Source organism: Streptomyces sp. NPDC001222 (genome assembly GCF_042896945.1).
In the GTDB taxonomy this organism is placed as follows: domain Bacteria; phylum Actinomycetota; class Actinomycetes; order Streptomycetales; family Streptomycetaceae; genus Streptomyces; species Streptomyces gibsoniae.
Map to the genome: position 1 here is coordinate 52,546 of NZ_JBIAXT010000041.1, position 15,883 is coordinate 68,428.

13 protein-coding genes are annotated in these 15,883 nt (G+C 70.2%); 5 read left to right on the plus strand and 8 right to left on the minus strand.

The window, feature by feature from the left end; translation table 11 throughout:
• Positions 1 to 84 precede the first annotated feature (84 nt).
• Entirely contained in the window at positions 85 to 207 is a 123-nt protein-coding gene (locus ACFY2Z_RS36195; protein WP_390748233.1) for a DUF6233 domain-containing protein, read from the minus strand.
• Positions 208 to 244: 37 nt separating this feature from the next.
• Here ACFY2Z_RS36195 and ACFY2Z_RS36200 point away from each other — a divergent pair, with 37 nt between their 5' ends.
• Positions 245 to 1,054 (plus strand): universal stress protein, encoded by an 810-nt coding sequence (locus ACFY2Z_RS36200; RefSeq protein WP_390748234.1) that lies wholly within the window; start codon positions 245 to 247, stop codon positions 1,052 to 1,054.
• 356 nt (positions 1,055 to 1,410) lie between these two features.
• On the opposite strand, the gene ACFY2Z_RS36205 is transcribed toward ACFY2Z_RS36200, so the two are convergent.
• The 3 genes from ACFY2Z_RS36205 to ACFY2Z_RS36215 all read right to left on the minus strand — a co-directional run bounded on the left by ACFY2Z_RS36205 (position 1,411) and on the right by ACFY2Z_RS36215 (position 5,901).
• Positions 1,411 to 2,361 carry a LysR family transcriptional regulator gene (locus tag ACFY2Z_RS36205; RefSeq protein WP_390748235.1) on the minus strand — a complete coding sequence of 317 codons (951 nt, stop codon included), beginning with the start codon at positions 2,359 to 2,361 and terminating at the stop codon, positions 1,411 to 1,413.
• Positions 2,362 to 2,396: 35 nt separating this feature from the next.
• Positions 2,397 to 4,124, minus strand: coding sequence for an FUSC family protein (locus ACFY2Z_RS36210; RefSeq protein WP_390748236.1), 1,728 nt, complete (start codon positions 4,122 to 4,124; stop codon positions 2,397 to 2,399).
• A 73-nt stretch (positions 4,125 to 4,197) separates the two neighbouring features.
• Positions 4,198 to 5,901, minus strand: coding sequence for an NAD-dependent malic enzyme (locus ACFY2Z_RS36215; protein ID WP_390748237.1), 1,704 nt, complete (start codon positions 5,899 to 5,901; stop codon positions 4,198 to 4,200).
• 302 nt (positions 5,902 to 6,203) lie between these two features.
• On the opposite strand from ACFY2Z_RS36215, the gene ACFY2Z_RS36220 reads away from it, so the two are divergent.
• Complete coding sequence (locus tag ACFY2Z_RS36220) at positions 6,204 to 7,601, plus strand: class II fumarate hydratase (protein WP_390748238.1); 1,398 nt, start codon at positions 6,204 to 6,206, stop codon at positions 7,599 to 7,601.
• Between the two features lie 208 nt (positions 7,602 to 7,809).
• Here the strand turns inward: ACFY2Z_RS36220 and ACFY2Z_RS36225 are convergent, their stop codons facing one another.
• Positions 7,810 to 8,025: a hypothetical protein gene (locus ACFY2Z_RS36225; protein ID WP_390748239.1), complete on the minus strand. Its 216-nt coding sequence runs from the start codon at positions 8,023 to 8,025 to the stop codon at positions 7,810 to 7,812.
• Between the two features lie 34 nt (positions 8,026 to 8,059).
• Entirely contained in the window at positions 8,060 to 9,037 is a 978-nt protein-coding gene (locus tag ACFY2Z_RS36230; protein ID WP_390748240.1) for a zinc-binding alcohol dehydrogenase family protein, read from the minus strand.
• A gap of 138 nt (positions 9,038 to 9,175) precedes the next feature.
• Here ACFY2Z_RS36230 and ACFY2Z_RS36235 point away from each other — a divergent pair, with 138 nt between their 5' ends.
• The 3 genes from ACFY2Z_RS36235 (at position 9,176) to ACFY2Z_RS36245 (ending at position 11,621) form a co-directional block, all read left to right on the plus strand.
• Positions 9,176 to 9,520 carry an ArsR/SmtB family transcription factor gene (locus ACFY2Z_RS36235; RefSeq protein ID WP_390748241.1) on the plus strand — a complete coding sequence of 115 codons (345 nt, stop codon included), beginning with the start codon at positions 9,176 to 9,178 and terminating at the stop codon, positions 9,518 to 9,520.
• Positions 9,521 to 9,650: 130 nt separating this feature from the next.
• A complete protein-coding gene (locus ACFY2Z_RS36240; protein ID WP_390748242.1) occupies positions 9,651 to 11,129 on the plus strand; it encodes an AlkA N-terminal domain-containing protein in 1,479 nt (492 codons plus the stop codon).
• 9 nt (positions 11,130 to 11,138) lie between these two features.
• Entirely contained in the window at positions 11,139 to 11,621 is a 483-nt protein-coding gene (locus tag ACFY2Z_RS36245; RefSeq protein ID WP_390748243.1) for a methylated-DNA--[protein]-cysteine S-methyltransferase, read from the plus strand.
• Positions 11,622 to 12,176: 555 nt separating this feature from the next.
• On the opposite strand, the gene ACFY2Z_RS36250 is transcribed toward ACFY2Z_RS36245, so the two are convergent.
• Together ACFY2Z_RS36250 and ACFY2Z_RS36255 are read right to left on the minus strand one after the other, a co-directional pair.
• Entirely contained in the window at positions 12,177 to 12,590 is a 414-nt protein-coding gene (locus ACFY2Z_RS36250; RefSeq protein WP_390748244.1) for an ester cyclase, read from the minus strand.
• A gap of 1,537 nt (positions 12,591 to 14,127) precedes the next feature.
• A complete protein-coding gene (locus ACFY2Z_RS36255; RefSeq protein ID WP_390748245.1) occupies positions 14,128 to 14,865 on the minus strand; it encodes an NAD-dependent deacetylase in 738 nt (245 codons plus the stop codon).
• Positions 14,866 to 15,883: the final 1,018 nt, after the last annotated feature.

Genomic DNA, 15,883 nt, shown 5'->3' on the forward strand with positions numbered 1-15,883 from the left:
CGGTTACCCGTATGGCTGCTCCGGGTCGCTGTCGTGGAGCTGCCGGGTCACGCTGGGCGTGGCACCGCGCGGCCTGGTGTCCCCTCAGATCAGGCGGGAGGTTTCCGGCGCGGGCCCACCCCGGGAAGCCCACGCGGTGTCCGGGCGGCAGTGCGTACATGTCGGCACCTGCTGACGCAGCGCATCCAGCGCCTGAGCCTGCGACACCGCAATGCGTCAAGGCTGATGTGACTATGGAGGAGCAGTGGGCAGCCTGGTCGTCGTAGGAGTGGATGGCTCGTCGTCGAGTGATGCGGCGGTGGTACAGGCCGCTCGGGAAGCCCAGCGGCGGCGTGCGACGCTTCGGGTGGTGCATGCTTTCAGCTGGCCGGTCGGGCCCATGCATGCGCCGCTGGACCCCTCGCCACTCAATAGCCTGGCGCACGACTCCGCGGAGCTTGCTCGGAGCGTCGCGCCGGAGGTGGAGGTCACCGATGCCGTGACGGCCGGCGGTGCGGTACCGGTGCTGGCGGCCGAGTCGCGAGCCGCGGACCTGCTGGTCGTCGGCCGCCGGGGCATCGGGGGCTTCGTCGGCATGCTGATGGGTTCGACGGCGGTCTCCCTGGCCGCCCACAGCCGGTGTCCGGTGATCGTGGTCCGCGAGGAACCGGATGACGCCGGGCCGATCGTGCTGGCCGTCGACGGCTCCCCCCAAGGTGAGAACGCGGTCGAATTCGCCTTCGCCGAGGCGGCATTGCGGGGATCCGAGCTCATTGCCGCGCATGCGTGGCTGCCGGACTATGCGCCGGCCGGTACGGGCGTGGAGGGCGCGGAGCGTCTGCTGGCCCAGGCAGTCGTCGGTCAGCGGGAGAGGTATCCGGACGTCACGGTCAGACAGGAAGTGCTGAGCGGCGAGACCCGCGAGGTCCTGATCGAGGCGAGCAGCGGCGCCCAGTTGATGGTCGTCGGAGCCAGGGGGCACGGCGGCCTTTCGGGGATGCTCCTGGGTTCGGTGAGCCAGGCGGTGTTGCACCACGCGCACTGCCCGGTCGCCGTCGTCCGCGGCAGGGCGTGACGAGGGCCGTGTGCGCGGCCGTCAGGCGAACAAGACGCTGGAGGCCGCCGGGACCGGCGGCGAACCTGTGTGGTGCGGATACCGGTCGTGGGGTCCACGCCCAGCCATGTGACGTCGCCTGAGCGTCCGTTGGCCGCGTACAGGCGCGTGCCGGGCGGGTGCAGAGCCGGCATCGCGCGACCACCCGAGCGCGTTCGCCTCATGGCCTTGCCGCGATACCGGGGGACGCAGCCTGGGGAATCCTGATGCGGTCGCCGACGTGGGCCGCGCGGACGGTGGTCGAGGAGGTACGGTTCGTCCTCTTCGATGACCGGGCGTACGAGGCGTACGGCGGCTGCGTCCGCCGGCCCTCCCCTTCAGCCGGTTGCCGCCGCGGACGTCAGGCGTCCCGCGGATGTCTCGTACATCCGGGCCGTCACGCTCATCGCATGGTCGATGAACCGCTGCGGGGCCGGCGGCAGGGTGCGGGAGCCCAGCCAGGCGATGCCGATGTCGCGAACGGCCTGCACGTCGGTGACTTTCAGATAGCGGATCGGGAGGTCCGCGCTGGGCTGTGGGAGGGCGGTGGCGGTGTCGGGCGACGCCGGGACGAGGGAGACCCCGAGTCCCGCCGCCACGAGGCCGCGCAGGGTCTCCACCTCCTCGCCCTCGAAGCCGACGAGCGGGGTGAAGCCCGCCTGGCGGCACAGCGTCTCGGTGACGCCGCGCAGCCCGTGACCGGGCTTGAGGACGATGAACGCCTCGTCCGCCACCTCGGCGAGGCGCACCCGGCGGCGCTCCGCGAGGCGGTGGCGGGCCGGGACGGCGAGCCACAGGGGCTCGACCATCAGCCGCCGCCAGGCGATCAACGGGTGTCCGGGGTCCTTGCTCGTGATGATGAGGTCCGCTGTGGCGTCGAGAAGGTGCTGCGCCAGTCCGATCTCGACGTCCTGGCTCAGCTCGAACCGGACGCCCGGGAACGTCTGCCGGAAACCGGTGACCAGCCTGGGCACGAGCCACGTTCCCAGGGTGTGCAGGAAGGCCATCGACACCAGGCCCGCGTCCGGGTCGACGACCTCGGCCACGGCCCGCCGGCCCCGGTCGTAACTGTCCAGGACGGCGTCGACGTACTCCTTGAACACCCGTCCGGCCGGGGTGAGTTGCAGGACACGCCCGACCCGCTGCAGGAGTTCCGCACCGACCTCGTCCTCGAGCCGGTTGAGCGCCCGCGACAGGGCGGGCTGGGTGATGTGGGCCTCTGCCGCCGCGTCGGTCACCGTGGTGCCCTCGGCCACGGCCCGGAAGGATCGCAGTACCTGGAGGTCCATGCTCCCATTCTCTCACTGTATCGGTTGGTGTGCATTCAGTTGCCCTGGGCATGGCCGCCCTGGAGAGACCGCGCCGTGACGGCGTCGCAGAGCTGCTCGGCCGTGGTGACGGTCTGTTCCCACTCGGGCAGTGGGCGACCGGGGCGGGACGGCTCGCGGCGGGCGTGGGCGGCGGCCCGGCGTGCCTCGGCCAGCTCCCGGTAGGCGGCCCGGCGCAAGCCCTGCCGCTCCGCCGAGCCGACGTACGGCGCGAGGTCCCGGTAGCGGCGGGCGGCGGCCAGGGCGGCTTCGGTCCGCTCGTCGGCGCGGTCGGCCGCGGACTCGGGCCATGCGGCGAAGTGCGCGACGAGTACGACGGCGGCGGCCAGCGCGGTGTCGAGGATCCGGGGCCCGTACAGCGCACGGTGGTCGCCGAGCAGATCGAGAAGGACGAAGACGACCGCGGTCAGGCCCGTGGTGGCGACGGCGTAGTGGTGGCGCACGCCGACCGCCATGAGTGCCCCGAACGCCGCCACCACGCCGATGAACGCGTATGTGCTGTCCGTCAGCAAGGACACCGCGCCGATCGCGGCCACACCGATCACCGTGCCGACGCAGCGGTGCAACGCCCGGCCGAGCACCGGCCCGAAGTCCGGCTTGTAGACGAACGCCACCGTCATCGGCAGCCAGTAGCCGCGGGGGCTGTCCAGTGCCAGGGCGCAGAGTTGCGTGACGAGCACGCAGAGCGCCAGCAGCAGGGCGTACCGCAGATGCGCCGGCCGGCCTGTTCGCGCACGGGCCGGCAACCGCGGGGCCGGCTCGTCGACCCGGTCGTGCTCGGCCCCCGCGTGCACGGCGGCCAGCGCGCGCAGCCCCGGCGAGTCCGGCTCGAAGTCCGGCGCCGCCGCTCCGGCGGCCGTGCCCCCGCGTTCCGGAAGCAGACGTCGTGCCATCAGCAGTGGCACGTTCGTCACGGTCGGCGCGAGCGGGCGTGCCTGCCACAGCAGGGTCGTCACCGCCTCGCCCAGGCGGACCGCGAGGTGCAACGCCCGAACGAGCTGAACGAGCTCTGCCCGACCAGGTCGCCGGGGGCCGGGCCCGAGATGACGGGCCATCACGTCGTGGGCGTGGTCGAGCGCGTCGGTCAGCCGCCGACGGGCACCCTCGGCGGCAGGCGTACCGGCCGCCGCCAGCGCTTCGGCGGCCGCACCGTACACGGCCAGCACGGCGGCCCGTTCGATACGGTGCCGCCGCCACAGCCACGGAGCCGTGGACAGGACGAGGACCAGGGCGACGCCGGTCAGCAGCGCGAGGGGTGCGTGCCACCATGGCCCCGGCACCGGAATGCCACTGCCGATCACGGCGCCGAGCAGCAGGTGCATACCGGCGACGGACGCGACCCGTCCGCGCAGGCCGATCAGACCGGCGGCGAAGGCGGCCGCGACGAGACAGACGGTGACCACCGTCGATTGCCCGCTGCGCAGCGCGAGCTCACCGGCGATCAGACCCATTGCGGCGGCCAGGCCCATCCATGACAGCCGCCGCACGCGCGACCAGTAGGGGTCGGCGCCGTCCTGGCCCACGCCCCACAGGGCGCCGACGGCAGCGATCACGGAGAGGACGGTCCATCCTGTCCCTACGCCGACGAGCAGCGGCAGGGCGAGCGCGACGGCGCCTCGCGCCGCTGCCGCGCGGGGCAGCGCCGTCGGCGGGACGAGGCCGGCGCCGCGCAGCCAGGACAGCGGGAACGGGCGCTGTGGGCGGGCACGTACGGCACGAGTCATGAGGCTTGCGTTCTTTCGGGGGACGGTGACCGAGAGTTCGGCATACGGCACTGCCACAGGGGAGGAGGGCTCGTCAGACGGCCTTGATGTGCGGGTAGACCGGCTGCCACATGGCGGTGCGGACGCGCTGCTCGATCGTGTCGTCGACGGTTTCGCGGGCGACGCCGTCGTCGGCGGCGGCCCGGGCCACGGCGACCGCCACCGCGACGGACGTCTCGCGCAGCTGATCGATGGGCGGGAGGATCGGCGCGCCCGGGGCGGTCGTGTCGGTCTGCCGGGCGACGGCGTGGGCGGACGCGACCAGCATACGGTCGGTGACGCGGCTCGCGCCGACGACGAGGGCGCCCAGGCCCAGCCCGGGGAAGACGAGCGCGTTGTTGGCCTGCCCGACCCGGTGGGTCACGCCCTCGTACTCGGCCGGGGCGAAGGGGCTGCCGGTGGCGATCAGCGCGCGGCCGTCCGTCCAGGCCAGCAGGTCGGCGGGGACGGCCTCGGCCAGCCGGGTCGGGTTGGACATGGGCAGGATGAGCGGGCGGCGGGCGTGCGCGGCCATCGTGCGGACGATCTCCTCGGTGAAGGCGCCGCCCTGGCCGGAGGTGCCGATGAGGACGGTCGGGCGCACGCGCTCGACTACCTCGGCCAGCGGAATGCCGTCGACCTCGTCGTCGCGCCGCCAGCCCGCCACCTCGCCTGCGCGGCGGGCGTAGCGCATCTGGAAGTCGCGCATGCCTCGCTGCCCCTGGGTGAGCAGGCCGTGGCGGTCGACGGCCCAGATCCGGGCGGCCGCCTGCCGCGGTGAAAGACCCGCGGCGATGAGGGCGTCGCGGAGCTGGTCGGCGACGCCGACGCCCGCCGTGCCGGCTCCGAAGACGACGATGCGGTGGTCCCGCAGCGGTACGCGGCTGGCCTCGACACCGGAGAGGACGGCGGCCAGGTTGACGGCGCCGGTGCCCTGGATGTCGTCGTTGAAGGTGAACGCCTTCTCGCGGTATCGGTCCAGGACGCGGCGGGCGTTGGCCGGACCGAGGTCCTCCCAGTGCAGCATCGCCTTCGGGAACAGCGTGCCGGCCGAGGTCACGTACGCATCGATGAAGGAGTCGTACGTCGCCTGGTCGACGCGCTCGTGCCGGGTGCCGAGGTAGAGCGGGTCGTCCAGCAGCTCCTTGCGGTTGGTCCCGACGTCCAGCATCACCGCGAGCGTGCGGCGCGGGTCGATGCCCGCGGCGGCGGTGTAGACGGAGAGCTTGCCGACCGCGATGTCGACGCCGCCCACGCCCCAGTCACCGATGCCGAGGATCGCCTCGCCGTCGGTGGCCACGATCAGGTCCACGTCGTCCGGGCCCAGACCGGTGGCCCGCAGGGAGCGCTCGATGTCCTCGGGGGCGTCCACCGACAGGTACACGCCGCCGGGGCGGCGGTACTCGTAGCTGTAGCGCTCGATCGCGGTGCCGACGGTCGGGGTGTAGACGATCGGCAGCATCTCGGCGAGGTGATCGCCGATCAGCCGGTGGAAGAGGACCTCGTTGCGGCCGTGCAGCGCGGTCAGGTAGACGTTCTTGGCCAGGTCGGTCGGCTGCGCCGCGTATTGCTGATACGCCCGCGCCGCCTGCTGGTCCAGGGTGAGGACCTGCGACGGCATCAGGCCCACCAGGTCGAGCTCACGGCGTTCCTCCTGGGTGAAGGCGGTGCCGCGGTTCAGCCGCGGATTGGTCAGCACCGCACGTCCACGGGCTGTCGTCTCGATGAGGTCGTCCGGTGCCTTCGGCTGCTTGGTCATGATCGACTTCCTGTGGGTCTCCGTGGAATCGGGATGACCGCAAGTCTCGTTCCCACCGATGCATGCGTCCAATGCCTGAAGTTCGAACAACCCATGATCTGTCGGTATTGAACAGGGCTGACCAGCGGGATTGGTGCAACGCAGGGAAGCCAGCCGGGCGGCGAGTGTGGCGCAGGCCGCATCCGGCTGGGCTCTCTCATTACCTACGTGCATGTATCACTGGCGAATCGGCTATTGGACCCATGCTTTTTCCGTCTGTAAGGCTCCGTGCATCACCAGGACAAAGATGTGAGGTGTGGACGATGGCAGCCGATATCAGTGAATTCCGTGTCGAGCACGACTCGATGGGAGAGGTGCGGGTTCCGGCGCACGCGAAGTGGCGGGCCCAGACCCAGCGGGCGGTGGAGAACTTCCCCATATCCGGCCAGCGGCTGGAGCGGGCGCACATCGAGGCACTCGCCCGGATCAAGGCGGCAGCCGCGCAGGTGAACGCCGAACTCGGCGTCCTGGACAGGGACATGGCCGAGGCGATCGCCGGGGCCGCCGAGGAGGTCGCGGCGGGCCGCTTCGACGAGCACTTCCCGGTCGACGTCTTCCAGACCGGCTCCGGCACGTCGTCGAACATGAACACCAACGAGGTCATCGCGACTCTCGCCGCCGAGCGCCTGGGCCGGCCGGTGCATCCCAACGACCACGTCAACGCCAGCCAGTCGTCCAACGACGTCTTCCCGTCCTCCATCCACATCGCCGCGACCTCGGCGGTCGTGCGCGAACTGATCCCGGCGCTGGACCGGCTCGCAGCGGCGCTCCAGGGCAAGGCGGAGGAGTTCGCGCTGACGGTCAAGTCCGGACGTACGCATCTGATGGACGCCACGCCGGTCACCCTGGGGCAGGAGTTCGGCGGCTACGCGGCACAGGTCCGCTACGGCGTCGAGCGCCTGCGGGCGGTCCTGCCGCGGGTGGCCGAACTGCCACTGGGCGGCACGGCGGTGGGCACCGGCATCAACACGCCGGCCGGCTTCTCCGCCGCCGTGATCGAGGAGGTGGCACGGGCCACCGGGCTGCCCCTGACGGAGGCGCGCGACCACTTCGAGGCCCAGGGCGCCCGCGACGGACTGGTGGAGCTCAGCGGGCAGTTGCGCACGATCGCCGTGAGCTTCACCAAGATCTCCAACGATCTGCGCTGGATGGGTTCCGGCCCGCGCACCGGCCTGGCCGAGATCAATCTGCCGGACCTGCAACCCGGTTCGTCCATCATGCCGGGCAAGGTCAACCCGGTTCTGCCCGAAGCCACGCTGATGGTCGCCGCGCAGGTCGTCGGCAACGACGCGACCGTGGCGTGGGCGGGAGCGGCCGGCAACTTCGAGCTCAACGTGATGCTGCCGGTCATCGCCCGCAACGTACTGGAGTCCGTCCGGCTCCTGTCCAACGTCGCCGTCGTCCTCGCCGACCGCACCGTCGACGGCATCACCGCCAACACCGAACGGCTGCGCGAGTACGCCGAGTCCTCACCTTCCGTCGTCACCCCGCTCAACCGCCACATCGGCTACGAGGAGGCTGCAAAGGTGGCCAAGCAAGCATTGGCCGAGCGCAGGACCATCCGCCAGGTGGTCGTCGAGCGCGGCTACCTGGAGCGCGGTGAACTGACCGAGGAGCAGCTCGACCAGGCCCTGGACGTGCTGCGGATGACCCGCCCGTGAGGAACGCGGCCCCGGGCACCGCAGTTCACGGTGCCCGGGGCCGCCGAAGCGGGCCGCACGGCCGGCAGCGCCTCAAGCGGTTGAACCGGCCCGCCTCTGCCGTCGTCCAGGAGGTACCGGAACAGGCACACGACGACCAGTGCGGCGGCGATCCATATGGCACGGGTGCCGAGGGGCGCCGTCAGCCAGGCGACCGCGAGTGCACCGGTCAGAAAGACGCCGATGACGACGAGGAAGTGGCGAGTGCACCGGTCAGAAAGACTCCGATGACGACGAGGAAGTGGCGGGCGCGCCGGGCGGCCTGGCGGTCGTGATCGACGAGCGCCAGGCAGGCGTTCTGCGCGGCGGCGCGCAGGTTCGCCGTGGTAATCGTCGTGCTCGCCGCGGTGTCCACGAGGGTGCGGAACGCGCTGAACAGTCGCACCGACACATCCACGATGCGGACGTACAAATCCCGCTCAGTCGGCCGTCCGCAGCAGCAACTTGCCCGTTGACGTACGCCCGCCCATCAGCCGGTGGGCCTCGGCCGCGTCCGACAGCGCGAACTCGGCCGTCACCGGAAGGTTCACGGTGCCGTCGGTGACCTTGCGGAAGCTGCGCTCGGCGAGCGACCGCAGCGCCTCGGGCGCCGACTGCGCGAGCGCCAGGATGGAGAAGCCCGCGACGGAACGGCCCTGTGGGTAGAGCTCCGGCTGCCCGACGCGCCACGGCTCCGCCGCGCTCGCATTGCCGAAGGACACCAGGCGTCCGAAGACGGCCAGCGCGTCGAGGCCGCGGCGCAGGGTGTCGCCGCCCACCGGGTCGAGCACCAGGTCGACGCCCCTGCCCCCGGTGGCGCGGTGGACGTCCTCGGAGAAGGAGTCGGCGGCGAACACCTCGTCGTAACCGTGCTTGAGGGCGTGCTCGGCCTTGCCCAGAGAGGAGACCACCCCGTACACCGCTCCGGCACCGGCCGCCCGCGCCAGCTGTCCGGCCACGGTGCCGACGCCTCCGGCCGCGCCGTGCACCAGCACGCTCTCCCCGGCGCGCAGTCGCCCGACCTCGTGGAGCAGGGCGTGCGCCGTCGGCAGCACGGTGGGCAGCACGGCCGCGGTCCGCAGATCCAGGCCCTCGGGGAGTGGGAAGACGGTGACGGCCTCGGTGACCACGACCTCCGCGTACGCGCCGCCGTTGACGAGCGCGACGACTTCCTGCCCCGGTCGCAGACCCACGACCCCGTGGCCGACGGCCCGGATCCGTCCGGAGACCTCCAGGCCGGGGCGGAAGGGCAGCGACTCCACCCGGTACCCCTCGGAGCGTGCCTTCAAGTCCGCGAAGTTCACGCCGACGTAGGCGGTGTCGATGGTCACCTGGCCCGCCCTCGGGTCGGGGATGCCGGCCCGGACGACCTTCAGCACCTCGGGACCGCCGTACTCCTGGAACTCCACTGCGCGCATGAGCGCAACCCGCCCTTCTGCGAGGTGTTCAACCAAAAGCGAACACTGGAACTGTAAGATATTCATCGAACACTCGACAAGCAGGCAGGACGCTCCGCGGGTGTCCCGACGAGGATGCGCAGGACGAAGGAGAGGGGCATGGCGAAGCAGGCTGCGGGCGTCAGTCACCGTGCTGCGCCGGTGCACACGGACCCCGAGGACGTCGCCGTCCTCACCGCGCTGTCCGCGGTCGCCGACCCGGTGCGGCTCCAGCTGATCCGCGAGCTGGCGGGCTCGGCCGACTGGACGCGCAGCTGCGGCAGCTTCGACGTGCCCGTCGGCAAGGCCGCGCTCAGCCACCACTTCTCGGTCCTGCGCGGCGCCGGCCTGGTCGAACAGCGCGACGAGGGCCCCAGGAGAGTCAACCGGCTGCGCCGCGAGGAGTTCGACGCACGCTTCCCGGGACTGCTCGACCTTCTGCTGCGGGCCGACGGCACGGACTGATCCATCGGTCCGGTGCGCTGCGACACCGGTGGTGCGTCGCTTGTCGGCTAAACGGGGGAGTGGCAGGTCGGCCCACCCTCATGTCGGAATCCCGCCAGCCCTGTGCCCTTCGATGGCGGATGCTGAAGACATGCGGAACGGGATGCACACCGACAAGGAGCGCTGCGTGCGCGCCGTCCAGTCCAAGGACGCGCGCTTCGACGGCTGGTTCTTCACCGCCGTCCTGACCACTCGGATCTACTGCCGGCCCAGCTGCCCCGTCGTGCCGCCGAAGCCGGAGAACATGACGTTCTACCCGAGCGCGGCCGCCTGCCAGCAGGCCGGATTCCGGGCGTGCAAGCGCTGCCGCCCCGACACCAGCCCCGGCTCACCCGCCTGGAACGAGCGCGCCGACCTGGTCGCCCGCGCCATGCGGCTGATCGGCGACGGTGTCGTCGACCGCGAGGGCGTCCCCGGCCTCGCCCGCCGCCTCGGCTACAGCACCCGCCAGATCGAGCGGCAGCTCCTCGCCGAGCTGGGCGCGGGCCCCCTCGCGCTCGCCCGGGCGCAGCGCGCCCAGACCGCCCGGCTGCTCATCGAGACGACCCCTCTGCCGATGGCGGAGATCGCGTTCGCGGCCGGCTTCTCCTCGATCCGCACCTTCAACGACACCGTCCGCGAGGTGTTCGCGGTCTCCCCGAGCGACCTGCGCGGCCGTCTCCCCAGGAACACGGTGATCGCCCCCGGTGTCCTCAGCCTGCGCCTGCCGTTCCGGGCCCCGCTCAACCCCGACAACCTCTTCGGCCATCTTGCCGCGACCGCCGTGCCCGGCGTGGAGGAGTGGCGCGACGATGCCTACCGCCGCACGCTCCGGCTGCCGTACGGGCACGGAATCGTGGCGCTGACCCCGCGCCCCGACCACATCGCGTGCCGCCTCACCCTCAGTGACATGCGCGACCTGCCCGTCGCCATCAGCCGCTGCCGCCGGATGCTCGACCTGGACGCCGACCCGGTCGCGATCGACGACTTGCTGCGTACGGATCCACTGCTCGCGCCGCTGGTCGACAAGGCGCCCGGCCGCCGGGTGCCGCGCACCGTCGACGAGGCCGAGTTCGCCGTACGGGCCGTGCTGGGCCAGCAGGTCTCCACGGCCGCCGCCCGCACCCATGCCGCCCGCCTGGTCACCGCGCACGGCGATCCGGTCGAGGACCCCGAGGGCGGCCTCACCCATCTCTTCCCGGCGCCCGAGGCGCTGGCCGCGCTGGATCCCGAGTCGCTCGCGATGCCGCGCACCCGCCGCACCACGTTCACCACGCTCGTCCGCCAACTCGCCGAAGGCACCCTTCACCTGGGTGTCGAGAGCGATTGGGAGGAGAGCCGGGCCCGGCTCCTCTCGCTGCCCGGCTTCGGCCCCTGGACGGTCGATGTGATCGCGATGCGAGCTCTCGGCGACCCCGACGCCTTCCTGCCCACCGATCTCGGCATCCGGCGTGCCGCACAGGAGCTGGGCCTGCCGTCCACCCCGGCGGCGCTCACGGCCCGCGCGGCGGCCTGGCGGCCGTGGCGGGCGTACGCGGTCCAGTATCTGTGGACGACCGACAGTCACCCGATCAACTTCCTTCCGGTGTAAGGAGCTTCCATGAAGCAGCACACCCTCATCGACAGCCCCTACGGCCCGCTCACCCTCGTCGCCGACGACGGTGTCCTGTGCGGCCTGTACATGGTCGGCCAACGTCACCGCCCAGCCGAGGAGACCTTCGGGGACCGGGACGCGGCGCCCTTCGGCGCGGCGGCCGAACAACTGGCGGCCTACTTCGCGGGCGAGTTGAAGGAGTTCACCCTCGAACTGCGCATGGCCGGCTCCGCGTTCCAGCGCAGCGTCTGGCAGCAACTGAAGGAAATCCCCTACGGCGAGACCCGATCGTACGGTGAACTGGCCGACGCGCTCGGCAATCCGGGCGCCTCACGCGCGGTCGGACTCGCCAACGGCAAGAACCCCATCGGCATCATCGTGCCCTGCCATCGCGTCGTCGGCGCCAACGGCAGCCTCACCGGCTACGGCGGCGGCCTGGACCGCAAGAAGCGCCTGCTGGACTTCGAGAGCGGCACGTCCCTCTTCTAGTACCGCATCAGGCAAACGTTCCCCCTGTTGTGCCGAGCCGTCCGGACGGTGATCCGGGCGGCGCGCGTGCGTTGCCCGAGCGTTGCCGCCGGGTGCCGCGCGACGACAGTCGGCTGCACCACAGGTGCATGTGAATGCATGCCGCGAGCCTGTGTGTTCCGCAACGGCGCCCACCTGAGGTCAGGGTGCCGCCGCGGGCGGGTCATCGCACCCAGTCCTCCTTGTAGGCGGTCCAGTCGCCTCGGTCGCCGCGAAGTCCACGTACAGCGCCACGCCGAAGCCCGGGCGGCCGGCGTCCGTACGGGACAGGCCGAGGCGTACGCCCCGGACAGCGGCGGGGGCCGTCTCGGTATGCGCCCAGTGGCCGAACCGGTGCACCTGAACGCCAGATACGGGAGTTGGGCAGTCGGCCACTGGCCAAGCGCGAGATCGGCGACCTCGCCGCCGCTGGCCTCGGCCAGATCGACCGAGGCCAAGCGGCGACTCACCTCGTCGGCATCGGTCAGGTCACGTTCTGCAGTCGTCGAGAACTGCGATTGGCGATCCAACCTCGAATCAGGCGTTGAGCTGTTGGATCGCCGTCGCCCAATTCTCAATGTGGTACCCCTTCGCCAGCCTTCCGTCGCGGACGGTGAACACGTCGATCGCCATAGTCCTGAAGGACTTGCCGGTCGGAGCAGCACCCCAAAACTCCTTGACCGGTGTCCCCGTCGCCTCTCCGCGCACGATCATCATGTCGTCGACCACATGGATGTCGACCACTTCCCACGCCAGATCGGGCACGGCCTCTCCCATGGCCTCGAACACGTCGGCCAGCTGGTCACGCGTCAGGAATTCCTGATTCGTGTGGTACGAGTGATAGTCATCGTTGCACGCCTGAGCCAGAAGTTCCGACACATTCTTCTCACTCGGTTTGTTCAGCGCCTCGTAGAGCGGGGCAGAGATCCTGCGCGCCTCTTCGATGGTCATGAACGATTCTTCACTCGTGGTCATCTGGCCTTGCCCCTTATCGAGAACGGTGTCGTACCGAGCCAATCGGCACCGGACAAACCGAGGTTATCTCGGGCGTCGATTCCGGTCTCTCACCTGAATACGTGAGGGGCATACCGGGCGAGGACGTCCAACAGAGCCGGACCGGAACAACCAGCGGCCGGCTCGGGCTTGGCCGCGGCGTGGGTTGGGTGGCCAGCGCAGACGATGGGCGCTGCCCATGCTGAGCGCTGGACGCCTGGGACGATGTCTCCGGAGGTCTCTCCCCGCCGTCCCTGTGCCCGGCCCGCGACGCGTTGACGGAACGCCTGTGGCGCAAGGAATCGGTGGGGGTGTATCAGCACTTCCGTACTTCGGGTTGCAGGAAGGGCCTTGCGAGGAGCCGGCAGGCCTGTTCGCGTCCGCGTTCGTCGTGGAGCCGCCTTCGTTGCACCTCTGTCACAGATCTTCATCTAGCCGTCTGATGCCGTTGGGAGTGTCCAACATGGGCGCGTGGAGATTGCCGAGCTTGTTCTGAAGTACGTCCAGGCCCTGGTGTGGCCAGTGGTTACGCTTGCCCTGGTTTGGTGTCTACGAGTGCAACTGCGGTCGGCCTTCAGCCGGATGACGCGTGTGGAGACTCCAGCGGGGGCGATCGAGTTCGCTGCTGAGGCACGGGAAGTACTGAATCAAGCGGAGAGGGTTGCTGACGTCGATCCCTTGCTGACACCGCCGTCTCAGCAACGGGCTCAGCAAACGCAACGTGGTCCGGAGTCTTCTGACATCGCATCCGACGAAGAAGTACGGGACCAGGAACCGGTGTCTGTCCCTGGGCAGCGGCAGCGATCAACGACTGGTGACTCGAACAGAGCGTGGCCTCCGCCCCCTCCGCCTACGAATGGGTGGTCTCCGCCTCCCTTTCCGAACAGCTGGATGCCGCGTCCTGAACCAGAGGAAGCGGGGACCACGCCAGGGGACTCCCATTCCCCTGAGTCACTGGACGAGGCGTCCACGAGAAATCCGCCGCAGGCAGGCTACGGCTGGAATCCTTTGCCTACATCACCTCGCTCGCCAGCGCTTGAGGGGCCGAGCGATGGTCAAGGCCAAGCGCCCTCCTGGCGTGATGAGTTTCGAATCGCTAGGGACATGGTCGATGCTTCACCCGTCGGGGCCGTGGTCACAGCTTGGAATGCGCTCTACGCCCTGTGCGTCGACGTGTTGACAGCGTTGGGCCATCTCTCCGGGCCCAGCCGCCCGGCGGATGTCGGGAGAGCATTGGTGTCTGGGGGACTGTCATCGAGCGCCGCAGGTGTCTTCGCTCGGTTGCGCCAGCTCCGTAATCGCGCTGTCCATGGAGCCGGGGACGTGACGCCTGGTGCAGCACGCGACTTCGTTGACAGCTGCCTGACTGTCGCACGTGAGGTCGACGCCATGAGGAAGCCATGAGCGACTGTCGTGATCCCGGCGCATAGGAGTCGCGGAGCCCTTGATCGCACTCTGAGCAGCGACTGAGCCGGGTCACATAGGCTTTGCAGGGTCAGTAGTCGCTCTCGGCGCTGATCCCGCGCAGGATTCTGGGCAGTGCGGTGCCGATCGGTTCCCGCACGACCTCATCGGCGAGGTCGTCGTACGGTGTGGGTTCGGCGTTGACGATGACGAGTCGGGCGCCGTGGTCGGCGGCGAGGCCGGCGAGTCCGGCCGCGGGCTGAACCTGAAGACTGGTCCCTACCGCGATGAACACCTGGCTGGCCTTGGTGATGGCGAGGGCCTCACCGAGGACGACGGGGTCGAGGCGCTCGCCGAACATCACGGTCGCCGATTTGAGGATCCCGCCGCACTCCAGGCACGGCGGGTCGTCCTCGCCGGCCTCGACTCGGGCGAGGGCGTCCTCCATCGGGCCGCGCGTGTGACACTTCGTGCAGACGACACCGCGCGCGGTGCCGTGCAGCTCGAGCACCTTGCGGTCGGGCATTCCGGCGAGCTGGTGCAGCCCGTCCACGTTCTGTGTGATGACCCGGACCGGCACGCCGGACTTCTCCAGTTCGGCCACGGCCCGGTGCGCGGCGTTGGGCTCGGCCTTGAGCGTCCGGTTGTCGCGTCGCATCTGCCAGGAGCGCCGCCGGATCTCCGGATCATTCATGTAGTACTCGTACGTGACGAGCTTCTCCGCCTCGGGATCCCGCCGCCACAGCCCGTTGGGACCGCGATAATCGGGGATCCCCGAATCGGTGGAGATACCGGCGCCACTGAGAATGGCTACGAGAGGCCTGTCCATGGGCCGAGAGTAGGACGTTCCGGCTGCTCGGGGCGAACGGATATCAGGGCGGGCGTTTCGCCCGTAGGTTGTGCCGGATAGTAAGCGTGCCTCGATAGCAGTCGCTGCGCGCAGGCGGGAGGCCACCCCCTTCGACTCCAGCATCTGTCCGCAGATGGATACTTGGGTACAAGTAGGCCCGACCGGCGAAAAGTTGCTGCCGCTACGGTCAAGAACGCTGGTCAGGCGCCCGCTTCGACCGCGCACTGACGTGAGTGAGGCGCTCGATCGGGTGATGGAGGTGCTGGCGGGCGAGCGAGGGCGAGGTGGCGGCTGCGCTGGCAGCGGTCGGCGCTTCGAGCCCTCGTCGGCCGACGCCGCCGGCGTCCTCTCGGACGCCACTGCCTGACCCTGGAGGTGCCCCGCATATCAAGTCTGAGGTGGAGTGGGTGTGAGGGCCTTTCAGGCCTTTGCGCGACCATGTGGCCCGTTGAGCCCCCTTCCCGGTGGAGGGGGCTCGTTCGGTGTCAGGTCGTGCGTGAACCGGTGAGTGCGCGCTATGAGGCCCACGGCTTCGCATCGGGCCGCGCCCTGCTTGCCGGGCATAGCGCTAGCGCTGGGCGGAGCCAATATCCGCTCGCTCAAGTTGCGATGGCAGCGCTCCCGTTACACACAACTGAGCAGGCGCAAGGCTTACGCCTGGCGGACCCTGGAGGGGCCCACTCTTTTCCCCGCACGTGATGTGCAGGTAACGGACATGATCACCGCTGCGCATGGCGCCAACCCGTCGGGAACCGGGCAATCGGTCTGCTCGGACTCCCTGCACACCCCCTTGCGAGACTTCCTGCGCACTGAGACAGGTAGCTCTCTCGGACTGGTCGTGGCCGTGCTCGCGGCACACCGGGGCTCACGATGATCTCGCGTGCGACTGTTGCCGCCGCGACGGGTCTGTGTAGCGAACGGTGGAACTCGGTCGGTTTCGTTCAGCGGCGTCCGGCGGTGAGCCGGCCGTCGAAGGTGATGTCGAAGGCTTGGAGTG